Genomic DNA, 14247 nt, shown 5'->3' with positions numbered 1-14247 from the left:
GGGGCGAGGGGCCCCGGCCGCACAGCGGCTCACTCGGCGACGGCGGTCACCGTGCCCGCGCCGACGGTCCGGCCGCCCTCGCGGATCGAGAAGCCGAGGCCGGGCTCCAGCGGCACGTCACGGCCGAGTCCGACCGTCATGGTGACGGTCGAGCCGGGCCGGGCGGCACCCGCGTCGCCGAGGTCGACGTCCCCGACGACGTCGGCGGTGCGCAGGTAGAACTGCGGCCGGTAGCCGGTGGCGAGCGGGGTGCTGCGGCCGCCCTCCGCCGCGGACAGGACGTACACCTGGGCGGTGAAGCGCCGGGCGGGCCGGACGCTGCCGGGGTGGGCGACGACGTGGCCGCGCCGCACCGCGTCCCGGGGCACGCCGCGCAGCAGCAGCGCCACGTTGTCCCCGGCCAGCGCCTCGTCCATCGGCTTGCCGAAGGTCTCGACCCCGGTGACCACGGTCTCGCCCTCCTTGAGGGTGTCGGCCCCGTACACGCGGACGCGGTCGCCCACGCGGACCCGGCCGCGCTCGACGGCGCCGGTGACGACGGTGCCGCGCCCGCTGATGGTCAGCACGTTCTCGACCGGCATCAGGAACGGCGCGTCCACGTACCGCTCGGGCACCGGCACGTAGGTGTCGACGGCGTCGAGCAGCGCCTCGATAGACGCCTCCCAGCGCGGGTCGCCCTCGAGGGCCTTGAGGCCGGAGACGCGGACCACGGGCACGCCGTCGCCGCCGTAGCCGTGCGCGGAGAGCAGCTCGCGGACCTCCAGTTCGACGAGGTCGGTGAGCTCCTCGTCGCCGGCGTCCGCCTTGTTGAGGGCCACGACGATGTGGTCGACTCCCACCTGCCGCGCAAGCAGCACGTGTTCGGCGGTCTGCGGCATGATCCCGTCGAGCGCGGAGACGACGAGGATCGCGCCGTCGAGCTGGGCCGCGCCCGTGACCATGTTCTTGATGTAGTCGGCGTGGCCGGGCATGTCGACGTGCGCGTAGTGCCGGGTGTCGGTCTCGTACTCGACGTGCGCGATGTTGATGGTGATGCCGCGCTGCGCCTCCTCCGGGGCCTTGTCGATCCGGTTGAAGGGGACGAAGGTGCTCGCGCCGCGGCCGGCGAGGACCTTGGTGATGGCGGCGGTGAGGGTGGTCTTGCCGTGGTCGACGTGGCCCATGGTGCCGATGTTCAGGTGCGGCTTGGTGCGCACGTATGCCGTCTTGGGCATGCTGGGTGGTCCCTTCCGGAACGTCTGAGTCACTCAGATACGCGAGGGCCTCCTACGGGAGGCGGGGACCCCTGAACCGTGCCGACCCTCCCCCTGCGGGGTCCGCCGGAATGTCCGGAGAGGGTCAGCTTCGCGCGCCGTCGACGGCCGCTGCGAGCAGGACGGCAGCCTGAGCTGCGTCCGCGACTGCGGACGGAGCTGCGAGGAAGGCGTGCCGGAACATGTGCAGATCATCCCCGACGGCCCGGGCCGCGTCGAACGGTTTTCGGGCCGCCGCCGGACGGCGGGGAACAGGGTGAGGAGGGTCGAACTGTGGGCTATGGCACGGAGAAAGGTGGGAAAAGTGAGAGGCAACCTACGGCGATCTTATGTGCGTGTCAGTTAGTCTCCCCGGATGTTCGAACCCGTAGCCGCCCGTCCCGCCCACCTGACCGCGCGCTGCACCCGAGCCCTCCTCTCCCCCTGGTCGAGACTGTCGCTCCTGGTGCTGCTGCTCGCGGCGGGCGGCACGTGCGTGCTGCTCTTCGAGCCGCAGCGGCTGCTGTCCGGGGCGTGGAAGGCCGAGGTGGGCGGCGCGGCGGCGCTGGTGCTGTTCGCCGTGGCGTACGGGGTGTGCACGGTCGCGTTCCTGCCGCGCCCGCTGCTGAACCTGGCGGCGGGGGCCCTGTTCGGCTCGCAGCTGGGTCTGGTCGGGGCGATCGGCGGGACCGTGCTCGGCGCGGGGCTCGCCTTCGGTCTGGGCCGGATGCTCGGCCAGGACGCGCTGCGCCCGCTGCTGCGCGGCCGCTGGCTCAAGGCGGCGGACGGCCAGTTGAGCCGGCACGGCTTCCGGTCGATGCTGGCGGCCCGGCTCTTTCCCGGCGTCCCCTTCTGGGCGGCCAACTACTGCGCGTCGATCTCCCGCATGAGCTGGGGCGCCTTCCTGCTCGCCACCGGGCTCGGCTCGATCCCGAACACGGCGGCCTACGTGGTGGCGGGCGCCCGCGCCTCGACGCCGACCTCTCCCGCGTTCCTGATCGCGATGGGCTTCATCACGGTCACGGCGGTGGCGGGAGCGCTGGTGGCGTGGCTGAAGCGGCACAAGCTGCGCCCGGCGCCGGACCGCCGGGAGCCCACCGCGCAGCCCCGGACGCCCACCGGGGTCTGAGCGGGTCCGGGCGGCCGGGGGCCGGGTTTCAGTCCGTCCGGTAGAGGTCCAGGCGGCCGCACATCCGCCGGTGGCAGACGAGCGCCGCCGCCGCTCGGTGGAAGGCGGCCGGCTCCTGCGGATGCGCGCGCAGCCGCGGGTACCCCCCGATCGCGAGATCGCGCCGGGCCCGGGCCGCCCGCTCCTGCTCCGCCTCGGGGCGTCGGCGGGGGCGGCCGTGGTGGCGGCGTAGGTCCCGGGGCCGGTCAGGCAGGCGGGCGGCAGCGTGAACACCGTCGCCCGCCTCGGGCAGCCCGCCGGCGGGGTCCGGGCGGACCCGGAGGCGGTGAGCGTCTGGACGGTGCCGGTCCCCGCCGTGACCCCGTACCCCTCGCCGCACGTCAGGTGCAGGTGCGCGGTGCCGCCGCGCAGTCCGTCGGCGGCGGACCGGTCGTGGACCGTCAGATGGGAGACGGCGACGCCGCCGGGCAGCCCCTCGAAGACCGGGTCCGGGCGGTTCACCACGGGTGCTCCGCCAGGTAGGTGGTGATCTCGTCGCGTTCCCAGGCCCGGTCGGCGACGAGGACGCGGTAGCGGCGGGTGAGGGTGGCCCCCGGTTCCAGGACGAGTTCGTCGAAGAAGGCGAGCGAGGGCGCCACCGCGGCGAACGGGTCGTTGCGCGCGAACCAGTGCGCCGGATGCCCGCCCCGCTCCCCCGCGTGGTCGTTCTCCGGAGCGTGTTCGAAGACGAGGGTGGCGTGGCCGTCCACGCCGTCGTGTTCCGCGCTGTACGCGAGCCAGGGCGCCTGGGTCCCCATGACCGCGGGCCCCTCGGCGTCGGCCGTTTGCACGCGGCCGTCCCTGAAGGCGCGCGGGCCGCGCCAGAACAGGCCGGTGTAGCCCGCCAGTTCGCGGCCGTGCGTGGTGGGGCTGCCGAAGCGCAACGGCTCGGCACGGTGGTTGGTGACGGCGCTGGTCCAGGTCAGCGTCCAGGAACCGGCGGCCGGATCGACGTCGCGGACCTCGATGCGGCGTTCCTCGTCGGCCCAGAGCGCGCCGTCGTGCGGATGCCAGGTCAGCCGCTCGGCGAGGACCATTCCGTCGCCGTCCGCGCGGAGGGTGTCGAATCCGGCGTGGGCCATCGAGCCGACCCGCTCGGGCAGCGCCCGGTAACCCTCCCCGCGGACATAGGTGTTGCCGCCCCACAGGTTCTGGCCCGAGAGGTGGGAGGCGGTCATCTGCAGGCCCTTGTGCCAGCGGTGGTCGTGGGGCCGGTAGCCGGTGACGACGGCGCCGCTCAGCGTCCTGACCGGGTGGAGGTACGGCTTGGGGGCCTCCCAGGCCGCTTCAGGGCGGTAGACGTAGGCGAACAGCTCGACGCCGGTGGTGGGTTCGGTGACGGTGACGCGGTCGCCGTGGGCGTGGACGACGCGCAGGGCCTCACTCATGGGCGGTGGCCTCCTGGGCGGGCGCCCAGCCGGGGGCTCCGCCGTGCAGGACCGTGTGGTACGGGTCGCCGGGGCCGATCTCGCCGGCGCGGACGGTGGTGTCGGTGAAGGCGGACTTGTACAGCGCGGAGATCAGCTCCAGGCTGGTGCGTCCGTCGGGTCCGCTGCCCCGCGGCCGTTCGCCGACGCGCATGGACGCGACGAGCGCGCGCAGCTGGGCGAGGTGGGAGCTGGGCACGTCCGCGCCGAAGTCCCGCCAGGAGGCGGCAAGTTCCGCGGGGACGTCGCGGGCGGGCGTGACGGTCCAGTCGGCGTTCCCGTAGCCGTAGAGGTGGGTCAGTTCGAGGGTGGCCCGTTCGCAGTCGACGCGGATGCGGCTGACCTCGTCGGGGCTGAGGACGCTGTTGACGACGGTGGCCAGGGCGCCGTTCGCGAAGCGGACGAGGGCGGTCGAGACGTCCTCGGTCTCCACGTCGTGCACGAGCCGTCCGGCCATGGCCCGCACTTCGGTCCACGGCCCGAGCAGGTCGAGCAGCAGGTCCATCTGGTGGATGCCGTGGCCCATGGCGGGCCCGCCGCCCTCGGTGGCCCACCGGCCGCGCCAGGGCACGGCGTAGTAGGCGGCGTCCCGGTGCCAGGTGGTCTGGCAGTGGGCGACGAGCGGCCGGCCCACCTCTCCCGTGGCGAGCAGGTCGCGGACGTGCCGGGCGCCGGAGCCGAACCGGTGCTGGAAGACGACGGCCGCGTACGGTCCGCAGTGGGCGCCCTCGGCGGCCTCGATGGCGTCGTACTCCGCCAGGGACGGTGTGGGCGGCTTCTCGCACCAGACCCACGCGCCGGCCCGGAGGGCGGCGACGGTCTGGGCGCGGTGGAGGGTGGGCGGGGTGCAGACGGTGACGAGGTCGGGCCGCTGTTCGTCGAGCATGCGCCCGAGGTCGGTGTAGGGGCGCGGGATGGCGCCGTCCGCGCAGAACCGGCGTACGGCGTCGTCGTCGATGTCGACGGCGGCGACGACGTCGAGTTCGCCCTCGGCGGCGAGTTGGTGGAGGGCCGGGAGGTGGCTGCCGCGGGCGATGGCGCCGGTGCCGACGACGGCGGCTCTGAGGCGGTGGGTACGGGGGCCGGAGCGGGAGGGGGCAGGTGTGCTGCGCATGGGGCGATCAAGACTCCATCCGATGCGGTGACGGGACCTGTCACGGAGGACGGCGCCGTAGCAAGCGCTTTCCCCGGACGACGCTAAGCGGGCGGGGCGACGGGGGTCAACCGTGCGGAGGAGGCTGATCCACTCCGTCACCCGGCCGTCCGGCGGCGCACCGCGTGGCGGTCCGGGGGGCCGGCCGGTCCAGCGGGCGCAGCCGCGGCGCCAGAGCGAGGGTGACGGTGAGGGAAGCGGCCGCCAGGACCGTCATGGCCGTCGACGGCGAGGTGAGCTGGGCCAGGGAGCCGGCGAGGAGCGCCGCGACGCCTTGCGCGGAGAGCGTCCCGGCGGTCTGCAGGCCCAGCGCGTGCCCGCTCAGTTCCTCCGGCGTGAGTGCGACGAGACGCTCCTGGAGCAGCAGGCTGGCCGCGAACCCGATGGAGGCGAGCGCCGCCACGGCCGCGGCGGCCGCGGGCGCCGGCTCGATCGCGAACAGCAGGTACGGCGCGGCCAGCAGCAGCCGCAGCGGCGCGCCGAGGCGGGCCCGCCAGTAGGGCGGCAGGAGGCGGCCGCCGAGGACGTCCCCGGCGAGCATGCCGAGGGCGGCGCTCGCCAGCAGCAGCCCCGCGTGCCGGGGGTCGTAGGGGACGAACAGGGCCTCGCAGCCGACGATCAGCCCGTTGGGCACCCATAGGGCGAGGTAGACGGAGCGACGCGGGCGCGACGACCACAGGAGCGCGTTGCCGCGGACCGTCTCCGCGATGGAGGGCCGGCCGGTGGCCCGGGCGGCGCGGCGGGTCAGGCCGAGGCGGGCGACGGCCGCGGACAGGCCGAACAGGGCCACGGAGACGAGGAGGGTGCCGCGGGCGGACAGGGCCTGGACGAGGACGCCGCCGAGGGCGTAGCCGAGGATCTGGCAGGTGCCGTTGCTCATGTTCAGGACGGAGCGGCCGAGCAGGTAACCGTCGCGGTCGAGGAGGTCGGTGAGCAGGCCGTTGCGGATGCCGCCGCCGAGGGCCGCGGGGACGCCCTGGGCCAGGACGAGGGCGAGGGCCACCGCCGTGGGCAGGCCCGGGGCGGCCTGTACGGCGGTGACGAGGCCGAGGAAGAGCGGGAGTCCGGCCAGGGCGGCGCGTGGCGGCAGCCGGTCCGCCGCCGACAGCAGGGTGAACGCGCCGACGACCTGGGCGAGCGCGGGCCCGAACATGGCGAGCGCGGAGAGCAGCGCGGAGCCGGTCGCGGCGTAGACGAGCGAGCCGAGGGCCAGGCCGGCGACGCTGCGGGCGGCGGCCTGGAGGGAGCAGGCCAGGAAGAACGCCGGGTATTCCGGCGTGGTGAACACGTCGCGGTAGGTGCGCATGCACGGAGGCTGCGGGACCCCGGGGGCGGGGCGTTAATGTTTCGCGGAGCAGCGAAACATGCGGGCCGGGGTGCGGCCCGCACAGGACGAGAGCGATACGGAAGGGGCGTCCGTGGGCGTCTGGCAGGTCGACGCGGACACCCTCGCGGAGAGCCGTTTCGTGGTGTCGTCGCTGGCGGAGACCGCGGCGAGCCTGAAGAAGCTGGCCGACCCCAAGGCCGCGCACCCGGGCGAGCGGCAGTGGCTCGACCGGCACCTGCCCGCCTACCGGGCGCGGCTGGCCGCGGACCCGGTGACGGCGCAACTGGTGGCGGCCGCGTTCGGGGCGGCCTGGACCGCCGACTTCGTCACGCCGGTCCCGGCCGGGCTGCGCGGCCTCGACCTGGACGAGGGGCTGGACCGGATCCGCGCCACGCCGCCGGAGGCCGTCCGCGCCGACCTCGCCGTCTCGTCCGCGGGACCACTGCCGGCGGCGCTGGCGCGCGCCGACGACCTCGCGGAGCGCACCGCCGCGCTGCTCGCGTGGGTGTGGCGGGAGACCGTGCGGCCGCAGTGGACGTGGCGGCGCCGGATCATCGAGGCCGATGTGGTCGCCCGGACCCGGCAGCTGACGCTGGGCGGCTGGTCGGCGGCGCTCGACGGGATGCTCCCCGCCATGCGCTGGCTGGGCGACGGGCGGCTGCGGATCAACGCGCACGACCGGCCGCCGCGGGACATCTCCGGGGCCCGGCTGCTGTTCGTCCCCGTCACCCCGAAGCAGGCCTGGTTCTCCTGGGAGACGGGCGCCGACCGGTACGCCGTGGTGTACCCGTGCGCGGGCGCCCTCGCCGACGCGGGCCGCACCGCGCCGCCCTCGGGGCTCGCGGCGCTGATCGGACCGGCCCGCGCGCAGGTGCTCGTGCTGCTGGCGCAGCCCCTGACCACGTCCCAGCTGGTGGCCCTGACCGGCCAGGGGCTCGGCTCGGTCGGCCGCCATCTGCGGGTGCTGCTCGACGCCCGGCTGGTCAGGCGGCGCCGCGCGGGCCGCTCGGTGCTGTACTACCGGGCGCCGGCCGGGGACGCGCTGCTGGCCGCCCAGCGGGAGGCCGGGGACGCGGCTCCGGACGCGTAGCGGCCGGCCGCGGTCGCGCTGCGGGCGCCCCCGTGGCAGGTCCGTCACTTTCGGGCGCTACGCTGCCCCCGCGTACGCCCGCGCCCCCTGGGTGCGGATGCCCGCACGTTCCTGTCTGGCCCGCGTCAGCGGCCGGTCCCGCCCAGCCACCTGGATCGCGTAGCCACCTCATGTCTTGGTTCGAATCATTCATTCTCGGACTCGTCCAGGGACTGACGGAGTTCCTCCCGATCTCGTCGAGCGCCCACCTCCGCCTGACCGCCGCCTTCGCGGGCTGGAACGACCCGGGCGCCGCCTTCACGGCCATCACCCAGCTCGGCACGGAGACCGCGGTGGTGATCTTCTTCCGCAAGGACATCGGCCGGATCATCTCCGCCTGGTTCCGCTCGCTGACCGACCGGACGATGCGCGGTGACCACGACGCCCAGATGGGCTGGCTGGTGATCGTGGGCTCGATCCCGATCGGCGTGCTCGGGCTGGCCTTCAAGGACCAGATCGAGGGCCCGTTCCGCGATCTGCGGCTGACGGCGACGACGCTCATCCTGATGGGCGTCGTGCTGGGCATCGCCGACCGGCTGGCGGCCCGCGACGAGACGGGCGGGCGGCACCGGGCGATCCGCAGCCGCAAGGAGCTGAAGGACCTCTCCGTCAAGGACGGCCTGATCTACGGCGTCTGCCAGGCGCTGGCCCTGATCCCGGGCGTCTCCCGCTCCGGCGCGACGATCAGCGGCGGTCTCTTCCTCGGCTACACCCGTGAGTCGGCCGCCCGGTACTCGTTCCTGCTGGCCATCCCGGCGGTGCTCGCCTCCGGTGTCTTCGAGCTCAAGGACGCGACCGAGGGCGGCCACGTCGCGTGGGGTCCGACGGTCTTCGCGACGCTGATCGCCTTCGGCGTGGGCTACGCCGTCATCTCCTGGCTGATGAAGTACATCTCCAGCAAGAGCTTCATGCCGTTCGTCTACTACCGGGTCGCGCTCGGCATCGCGCTGTTCGTGCTGGTGAGCGCCGGCGTACTGAGCCCGCACGCGGCGGAGTCCGCGGGCTGACGCGACCGGTCCTCACCAGGCCAGGGGGCCGTGCGCGTCGAAGTAGCCGCCGGTCGGCCCGTCGGGGCCGATCCGCGCCATCCGGACGATGATCTCCGCGCCCTCGGCCACGGTCTGGACGCCGGTGTTGCCGTTCAGGTCGGTCCTGGTGAACCCCGGTTCGACGGAGTTGACCCGGATCTCCGGGAACGCCTTCGCGTACTGCACCGTCAGCATGTTCACGGCCGTCTTCGAGGCCGGGTAGGCGATGCCCGGATAGCCGTACGCCGGGGCCGTGGGGTCGGTGACCTGGGCCATCGAGCCGAGGCCGCTGCTGACGTTGACGATCACGGGGGCGGTGGAGCGGCGCAGCAGGGGCAGGAAGGCGTGGGTGACGCGGAGCGTGCCGAAGAGGTTGGTCTCGAAGAGCGGGCGCAGGGTGGCGACGGTCTCGTCGGCGGGGGCGACGATGCCGTTGCCGTCCGTGCGGCCCTCGATGCCGGCGTTGTTGACGAGGACGTCGAGCCCGCCGTCGAGGTCGATCGTGCGCACGGCTTCGGCGACGGACGCGTCGTCGGTGACGTCGATGACGACGGGCCGGGCGCCGATCCGCGCGGCGGCGCGGCGCCCGCGCTCCGCGTCACGGCTGCCGAGGTGGACGGTGTGGCCGGCGGCGACGAGGCGGCGGGCGGTCTCGTATCCGAGGCCCTTGTTGGCTCCGGTGATGAGTGTGGTGGTCATGGCTCCAGGTTCCGGCGGCGCGGCCCGGGCAGCCAGGTCACCGGTTTTCCTGGGACTGCCGGTACCAGGCAGCCGCGGGCCGGACGGGGCAGAGTGGAGCCATGGTGAGCGCGGAGTTCGGCTCCTTCGGGGCGGCGGTGCGGCGGTGGCGGGACCGGGTGCCGCCCGGGTCGGCGGGGCTCGCGGCGGCGGGCCGGCGGCGCGCGGCCGGGCTGCGCCGTGAGGAACTGGCCCTGTTGGCCGGCATCTCCGCGGACTACGTCACCCGGCTCGAACAGGGCCGGGCCACGCACCCCTCGGACCAGGTCGTGGAGGCGCTGGCCCGGGCGCTGCGGCTCTCCGCGGCCGAGCGCGCGCACCTGTTCCGGCTCGCCGGTCTGGCGCCGCCGGGCCCCGGCACGGTGCCCGGCACGCTCACGCCCGGCGTCCACCGGCTGCTCCAGCGGCTGACCGGCACCCCCGTCGCGGTCTTCGACGCGGCCTGGACGCTGCTGCTGGCCAACCCGCTGTACGCGGCGCTGATGGGCGAGCGCCCGGTCTGGGACGGGCACGGGCGCAACGGCGCCTGGTGGACGTTCCTCGGCCCGCCGGGCCGGGTGCGCCAGGGCCCGGAGGCGCGGCGGGCGATGGAGGCGGCCCTCGTCAGCGATCTGCGCGCCACCGCGGCCCGCTATCCGGCCGACCCGCGCCTGGGCGAGCTGGTCGCCGAACTGCGGGCGGGCAGCCCGCGCTTCGCCGAGCTGTGGGAGTCCGGTGCGGTCGGGCGGCACGAGGCGGCGCGCAAGACGGTCGACCATCCCGAGGTGGGGCCGCTGACGCTGGACTGCGACATCCTGACCGTCGCCGGGGACGAGGTGCGCCTCATGGTCTACACAGCCGAGCCCGGCACCCCGGACGCGGACCGGCTCGCGCTGCTGGCCAGGGCGGGTCCGGGCGCCGCGCCACCCGGCCCCACCAGCGCCAACTTCGGTGCCGCCGCGATCACTTGACGCACCCGAGTGCTCGCTCAGGGTTCCCAAACGGTCGCCCCTGCACGTAGCCTTGGCACATGCCGCCAGTGCCTTCTGCATCCGCGCGGTCTGCCGACGAGGTGAACGAGCAGATCCGCGGCCTGTGGCTGCGTACGGGCGGACGGCTCTCCGCCGAGCAGCGCGCGGAGTACGAGCGTCTCGTGACCGAGTGGGCCGAGGCCGTCCGCGCCGAGATCAGCAGAGCCGCCTGACCCGTCCCGCGGCCCCCACCGGCTCCGCCGCACGGAGCCGCGTCCGCGCCTGCCTTCGCCCGGTCCGGGTCAGCGGCCGCCCGCCACCCGCAGGACCGTGCCCGTGGTGTACGCGGCGTCGTCCGACAGCAGCCAGGCGATGGCGGCGGCGACCTCCTCCGCGGCGCCGGGGCGGCGCAGCGGGATACCCGGGGCGCCCTGCCGGGCCCGGTCGGGCGCGCCGCTCGCCGCGTGGATCTCGGTGTCGATGAGGCCCGGCGCCACCGCGTTGACCCGGACGCCGGCCGGGCCCAGCTCCTTGGCGAGGCCGAGGGTCAGGGTGTCGACGGCGGCCTTGGAGGCGGCGTAGTGGACGTAGTCGCCGGGGCTGCCGAGGGTCGCGGCGGCCGAGGACACGTTCACGACGGCCCCCGCGCCCGCGGCGCTCATGTCCCGGGCGGCGCGGCGGCAGCAGAGCAGGACGCCGAGGACGTTGACGTCGAGGACGCGGCGCAGGTCCGCGGTCTGCGCCTCGGCGAGCGGGCCGAGCGGGGAGGTGACGCCCGCGTTGTTGACCAGGCCGGTGAGCGGGCCGAGCCGTTCCACCGCCTCGTCGAACATCCGCTCCACGTCGGCCTCGCGGGAGGTGTCCGCGCGCAGGACGGCGCAGCGGGCGCCGGTGGCGCGCACGGTGCCTGCGACGCGTGCCGCCGCGTCCTCGTCATGAACGTAGGAGAGCGCGACGTCGTGGCCGTCGCGGGCCAGCCGCAGGGCGGTCGCGGCGCCGATGCCGCGGCCACCGCCGGTGACCAGGGTGACCGGGCGGCCGGTGCCGGAGGATGTCACAAGGTTCTCCCTGCCAAGATCATATCGCGCGGGGAGCACCGTACCAGCGCCATGTCCCGACCCGCTCGCGGCCCGGCAGTTCACCGCGCCCGGTCAGCCAGAGCAGGGCCGGCCAGGGTGCGGCGCCGGCCGGGGCGTCCGGGAAGAGGCGGTGCAGCGCCCGGGCGCAGAGTGCGGCCGGCGGCTCGAAGCCGACGCCGAGCCCCTGGGCCAGGTCGTGCGTGTGCAGGAGCGTCTCGACCACGCCCATGGCCGCGAAGCCCTCCGGGTCGCTGACCCCGAAGACGTGGAAGGCGCGGGCGCTCGCCGGCGTCGCCCGGGCGACCGCGGCGAGCAGCCCGCCGCAGTCCGCCAGCACCCGCAGCAGCCCGGCCGGGCCGGCCGCCTTGTCGGCGGTGATGGTGTTCGCCGGTCCCTCCGGACGCCGCCGGGAAGAGCCGAGCGGTTCGCGCTCGTCCGTGGAGGGCCGCAGCGAGCCGATCCGGGCCGCGTACCAGAACAGGTCGTCGGCGAGGTGTTCGCCGGTCTCCCAGCACGTCCACTCCAGCGACCCCGCGGGGACGTCCCAGTCGGCGTCGAGCGCGGGGCGCAGGGTGGTCACGGCGAGATCGACGGCGTGCGCCACGTCGTCGGCGGTGACGGGGTGGGGGTGCGGCTCGGGTGGCATGGGGTGACCGTAACAGCGGCGCGGCGGGCGGCCGCACTGCCGGGTCAGGCCTTGCCCTGGCCCTTCTTCTTGGCGATGCGGCGCCTTTGCCGCGGGGTCAGTTCCTTGCGGTCCGTCTGCTTCCCGTACACAGCCTCGCGATCGGCGTTCTTCATCAACTGCCTCCATTTCAGCGCGAGTTGACCGATCCTTCGGGCCTCGCACGGTAGCGGCACCCATCCCGGTCGCGCACGGCTCTTGGCTGCGGGCACCGGGGGCCCGACACTTGGCCGATGACGCAGCGTGTGGAACTGGCGACCGTCCTGGACCGGCTCGCGGTCGACGAGTTGGTGACCGGATACGCCGTGGCCGTGGACGACGGGGACTGGACGGCGTACCGCGCCCTGTTCGCGCCGGGCGGGCGCGCCGACTACCGGGCGGCCGGCGGTGTGGAGGGCGGCACGGAGGAGATCGCGCGCTGGCTCACGTCCACGATGGAGCTGTTCCCAATGCGCCAGCACCTGATCGTGAACCGGCTGGTGCGGTTCGACTCCGTCGACCGGGACATCGGCGACACGGCCCGCGCCCAGGCCGACTACATCAACCCCATGCGCCGGGCCGGCGAGCGCACGGCACCGGACTTCGTCTGCGGCGGCCGCTACACCTTCGGCCTGGTCCGTACGGCCGACGGCTGGCGGCTGCACCGGGTGACCGTCCACGAGAAGTGGCGGCGCGCCCCCGACCGCGCCGCCCCCGGAGCGTGACCCTCCCCCGCCCGGACCGCCGCCCCTGTCCTTGATCGCTTGCGGCGCGCACACTGGGGGCACGCGGCGGGCGTCGTCGCGTGCCGAACGGACGGGGAGGCGCAGGCCCATGGGGCGATGGCGGCAACGGCTGGACGCCTCGCCCTGGTGGCGCGGGGCCGCGGCGCTCCTCGCGGGCGCCCTGCCCGCGCTCGCGTTCCCCGCCCCGTCGCTGTGGTGGTGGGCCTACGCCGCCCTGGTGCCCTGGATGCTGCTGGCGCGCTCGGCGGGCTCGCCGCGGCGCGCGGCCCTCGACGGCTGGCTCGGCGGGCTCGGGTTCATGCTCGCGGTGCACCACTGGCTACTGCCGAGCCTGCACGTGTTCACGCTCGTCATCGCGGCCCTGCTCGGTGCGCTCTGGGCCCCGTGGGGGCTTCTGGTGCGCGGGCTGCTGGGGGGCGCGCCCTCCGCGGCCCGGGCCTGGACCGCTCTGGCCGCCGTCCCCGCGGCCTGGCTGATGGTCGAACTGGTCCGCTCCTGGCAGGGGTTGGGCGGCCCGTGGGGGATGCTCGGGGCCAGCCAGTGGCAGCCGGCGCCGGCGCTGCGGCTCGCCTCCGTGGGCGGCGTGTGGCTGGTGAGCCTGCTCGTGGTGGCTGTGAACACCGCGCTCACGGTCCTCGTGGTCGCGCGCGAGGCACGGGCTCCCGCCGTGGCCGGGCTCGTCGCGACGGCCGCCGTCACCGGCGCGGCCTGGGCCTGGGCCCCGCGCCCGCAGACCGACGGGCAGCTGCGCGTCGCCGTGGTGCAGCCGGGCGTCATAAGCGGCGCGGAGCGCCGGTTCGACCGTGAGGAGGCCCTGACCCGGCAACTGGCGGGGCGCGACGTCGACCTGGTGGTCTGGGGCGAGTCCAGCGTCGGTCACGACCTCACCGAGCGGCCGGCGCTGGCCCGCCGGATCGCGGCTGCCTCCCGCGCCGTCGGCGCGGACGTCCTGGTCAACGTGGACGCGCGCCGCCGCGCCCCCGGTGCGAGCGGCGGCCGGGGCATCTACAAGAGTTCGGTGCTGATCGGCCCGCACGGACCGACCGGCGAGCACTACGACAAGATGCGGCTCGTCCCCTTCGGCGAGTACGTGCCCGCGCGCTCCCTGCTCGGCTGGGCGACCTCCGTCGGCAAGGCGGCGGGCGAGGACCGGATGCGCGGCACCCGCCAGGTCGTCATGGACGCCCGGCACGGCGGCCGGACCCTGCGGATCGGCCCGCTGGTCTGCTTCGAGTCGGCGTTCCCCGACATGACGCGCGCGCTGACCCGGGACGGGGCGCGGGTGCTGCTCGCCCAGTCGTCGACCTCCACCTTCCAGCACAGCTGGGCGCCCGCGCAGCACGCGTCGCTCGCCGCGGTGCGCGCGGCCGAGACCGGCCGGCCGATGGTGCACGCGACGCTGACCGGCGTCTCCGCGGTGTACGGCCCGGACGGGCGGCGCGTGGGCTCCTGGCTGCCCACCTCGGCGAGCGCGGCCCGTGTCTACTCCGTACCGACGGCCCACGGCACCACGCTGTACGTGCGGTTCGGCGACTGGCCGGTGCACCTGGCGGTGGCGGTCCTGCTGGCGCTGGCCGCGGTGGAGGCGGTGCGGCTGCTCAGGCGC

14 protein-coding genes and 1 pseudogene are annotated in these 14247 nt (G+C 75.2%); 7 read left to right on the top strand and 8 right to left on the bottom strand.

Going from position 1 to position 14247, the window contains the following annotated elements; translation table 11 throughout:
* Positions 1-29 precede the first annotated feature (29 nt).
* Positions 30-1214 (bottom strand): elongation factor Tu, encoded by a 1185-nt coding sequence (tuf, locus tag ABZY33_RS34850; protein ID WP_356495729.1) that lies wholly within the window; start codon positions 1212-1214, stop codon positions 30-32.
* A 394-nt stretch (positions 1215-1608) separates the two neighbouring features.
* On the opposite strand from tuf, the gene ABZY33_RS34845 reads away from it, so the two are divergent.
* Complete coding sequence (locus tag ABZY33_RS34845) at positions 1609-2361, top strand: TVP38/TMEM64 family protein (RefSeq protein WP_356495728.1); 753 nt, start codon at positions 1609-1611, stop codon at positions 2359-2361.
* Between the two features lie 76 nt (positions 2362-2437).
* Here ABZY33_RS34845 and ABZY33_RS34840 read toward each other — a convergent pair.
* The 4 genes and pseudogenes from ABZY33_RS34840 to ABZY33_RS34825 all read right to left on the bottom strand — a co-directional run.
* Positions 2438-2862: pseudogene (locus ABZY33_RS34840) on the bottom strand (cupin); the annotation flags it as partial.
* Positions 2859-3788 carry a PmoA family protein gene (locus ABZY33_RS34835; protein WP_356495727.1) on the bottom strand — a complete coding sequence of 310 codons (930 nt, stop codon included), beginning with the start codon at positions 3786-3788 and terminating at the stop codon, positions 2859-2861. The pseudogene ABZY33_RS34840 and the gene ABZY33_RS34835, both read right to left, overlap by 4 nt.
* A complete protein-coding gene (locus ABZY33_RS34830; protein WP_356495726.1) occupies positions 3781-4941 on the bottom strand; it encodes a Gfo/Idh/MocA family oxidoreductase in 1161 nt (386 codons plus the stop codon). The genes ABZY33_RS34835 and ABZY33_RS34830 overlap by 8 nt, the downstream gene beginning before the upstream one ends.
* Positions 4942-5047: 106 nt before the next feature.
* A complete protein-coding gene (locus ABZY33_RS34825; protein ID WP_356495725.1) occupies positions 5048-6286 on the bottom strand; it encodes an MFS transporter in 1239 nt (412 codons plus the stop codon).
* Between the two features lie 112 nt (positions 6287-6398).
* Here ABZY33_RS34825 and ABZY33_RS34820 point away from each other — a divergent pair, with 112 nt between their 5' ends.
* Complete coding sequence (locus tag ABZY33_RS34820; protein ID WP_356495724.1) at positions 6399-7397, top strand: ArsR family transcriptional regulator; 999 nt, start codon at positions 6399-6401, stop codon at positions 7395-7397.
* A 170-nt stretch (positions 7398-7567) separates the two neighbouring features.
* Positions 7568-8443: an undecaprenyl-diphosphate phosphatase gene (locus ABZY33_RS34815; RefSeq protein ID WP_356495723.1), complete on the top strand. Its 876-nt coding sequence runs from the start codon at positions 7568-7570 to the stop codon at positions 8441-8443.
* A gap of 12 nt (positions 8444-8455) precedes the next feature.
* Here ABZY33_RS34815 and ABZY33_RS34810 read toward each other — a convergent pair whose 3' ends face one another.
* Positions 8456-9163 carry an SDR family NAD(P)-dependent oxidoreductase gene (locus tag ABZY33_RS34810; RefSeq protein WP_356495722.1) on the bottom strand — a complete coding sequence of 236 codons (708 nt, stop codon included), beginning with the start codon at positions 9161-9163 and terminating at the stop codon, positions 8456-8458.
* A gap of 101 nt (positions 9164-9264) precedes the next feature.
* On the opposite strand from ABZY33_RS34810, the gene ABZY33_RS34805 reads away from it, so the two are divergent.
* Complete coding sequence (locus tag ABZY33_RS34805) at positions 9265-10152, top strand: helix-turn-helix transcriptional regulator (protein WP_356495721.1); 888 nt, start codon at positions 9265-9267, stop codon at positions 10150-10152.
* A gap of 59 nt (positions 10153-10211) precedes the next feature.
* Entirely contained in the window at positions 10212-10385 is a 174-nt protein-coding gene (locus tag ABZY33_RS34800) for a hypothetical protein (protein WP_356495720.1), read from the top strand.
* Between the two features lie 69 nt (positions 10386-10454).
* On the opposite strand, the gene ABZY33_RS34795 is transcribed toward ABZY33_RS34800, so the two are convergent.
* Positions 10455-11210: a glucose 1-dehydrogenase gene (locus tag ABZY33_RS34795; RefSeq protein WP_356495719.1), complete on the bottom strand. Its 756-nt coding sequence runs from the start codon at positions 11208-11210 to the stop codon at positions 10455-10457.
* A gap of 19 nt (positions 11211-11229) precedes the next feature.
* On the bottom strand, positions 11230-11877 hold the full coding sequence (locus tag ABZY33_RS34790; RefSeq protein ID WP_356495718.1) for a hypothetical protein: 648 nt from the start codon (positions 11875-11877) through the stop codon (positions 11230-11232).
* A 272-nt stretch (positions 11878-12149) separates the two neighbouring features.
* Between ABZY33_RS34790 and ABZY33_RS34785 the strand changes: the two genes are divergently transcribed.
* Both ABZY33_RS34785 and lnt read left to right on the top strand, forming a co-directional pair.
* Positions 12150-12620: a nuclear transport factor 2 family protein gene (locus tag ABZY33_RS34785; RefSeq protein ID WP_356495717.1), complete on the top strand. Its 471-nt coding sequence runs from the start codon at positions 12150-12152 to the stop codon at positions 12618-12620.
* A gap of 109 nt (positions 12621-12729) precedes the next feature.
* Positions 12730-14247, top strand: a 1518-nt coding sequence (gene lnt / locus ABZY33_RS34780) for an apolipoprotein N-acyltransferase (protein WP_356495716.1), incomplete at its 3' end; no start/stop codon positions are given.

This window comes from Streptomyces sp. NPDC006552 (assembly GCF_040611655.1).
In the GTDB taxonomy this organism is placed as follows: domain Bacteria; phylum Actinomycetota; class Actinomycetes; order Streptomycetales; family Streptomycetaceae; genus Streptomyces.
Note: the sequence above shows the minus strand (reverse complement) of the source record. Positions and strands in the feature narration are given on the sequence as shown.

Bases quoted from the DNA above. Each gene is read 5' to 3' on its own strand.
- ABZY33_RS34790 (WP_356495718.1), bottom strand. From the start codon at position 11,877: ATGCCACCCGAGCCGCACCCCCACCCCGTCACCGCCGACGACGTGGCG.
- ABZY33_RS34835 (WP_356495727.1), bottom strand. From the start codon at position 3,788: ATGAGTGAGGCCCTGCGCGTCGTCCACGCCCACGGCGACCGCGTCACC.
- ABZY33_RS34805 (WP_356495721.1), top strand. From the start codon at position 9,265: ATGGTGAGCGCGGAGTTCGGCTCCTTCGGGGCGGCGGTGCGGCGGTGG.
- ABZY33_RS34800 (WP_356495720.1), top strand. From the start codon at position 10,212: ATGCCGCCAGTGCCTTCTGCATCCGCGCGGTCTGCCGACGAGGTGAAC.
- ABZY33_RS34830 (WP_356495726.1), bottom strand. From the start codon at position 4,941: ATGCGCAGCACACCTGCCCCCTCCCGCTCCGGCCCCCGTACCCACCGC.
- tuf (WP_356495729.1), bottom strand. From the start codon at position 1,214: ATGCCCAAGACGGCATACGTGCGCACCAAGCCGCACCTGAACATCGGC.
- ABZY33_RS34845 (WP_356495728.1), top strand. From the start codon at position 1,609: ATGTTCGAACCCGTAGCCGCCCGTCCCGCCCACCTGACCGCGCGCTGC.
- ABZY33_RS34815 (WP_356495723.1), top strand. From the start codon at position 7,568: ATGTCTTGGTTCGAATCATTCATTCTCGGACTCGTCCAGGGACTGACG.
- ABZY33_RS34785 (WP_356495717.1), top strand. From the start codon at position 12,150: ATGACGCAGCGTGTGGAACTGGCGACCGTCCTGGACCGGCTCGCGGTC.
- ABZY33_RS34810 (WP_356495722.1), bottom strand. From the start codon at position 9,163: ATGACCACCACACTCATCACCGGAGCCAACAAGGGCCTCGGATACGAG.
- ABZY33_RS34825 (WP_356495725.1), bottom strand. From the start codon at position 6,286: ATGCGCACCTACCGCGACGTGTTCACCACGCCGGAATACCCGGCGTTC.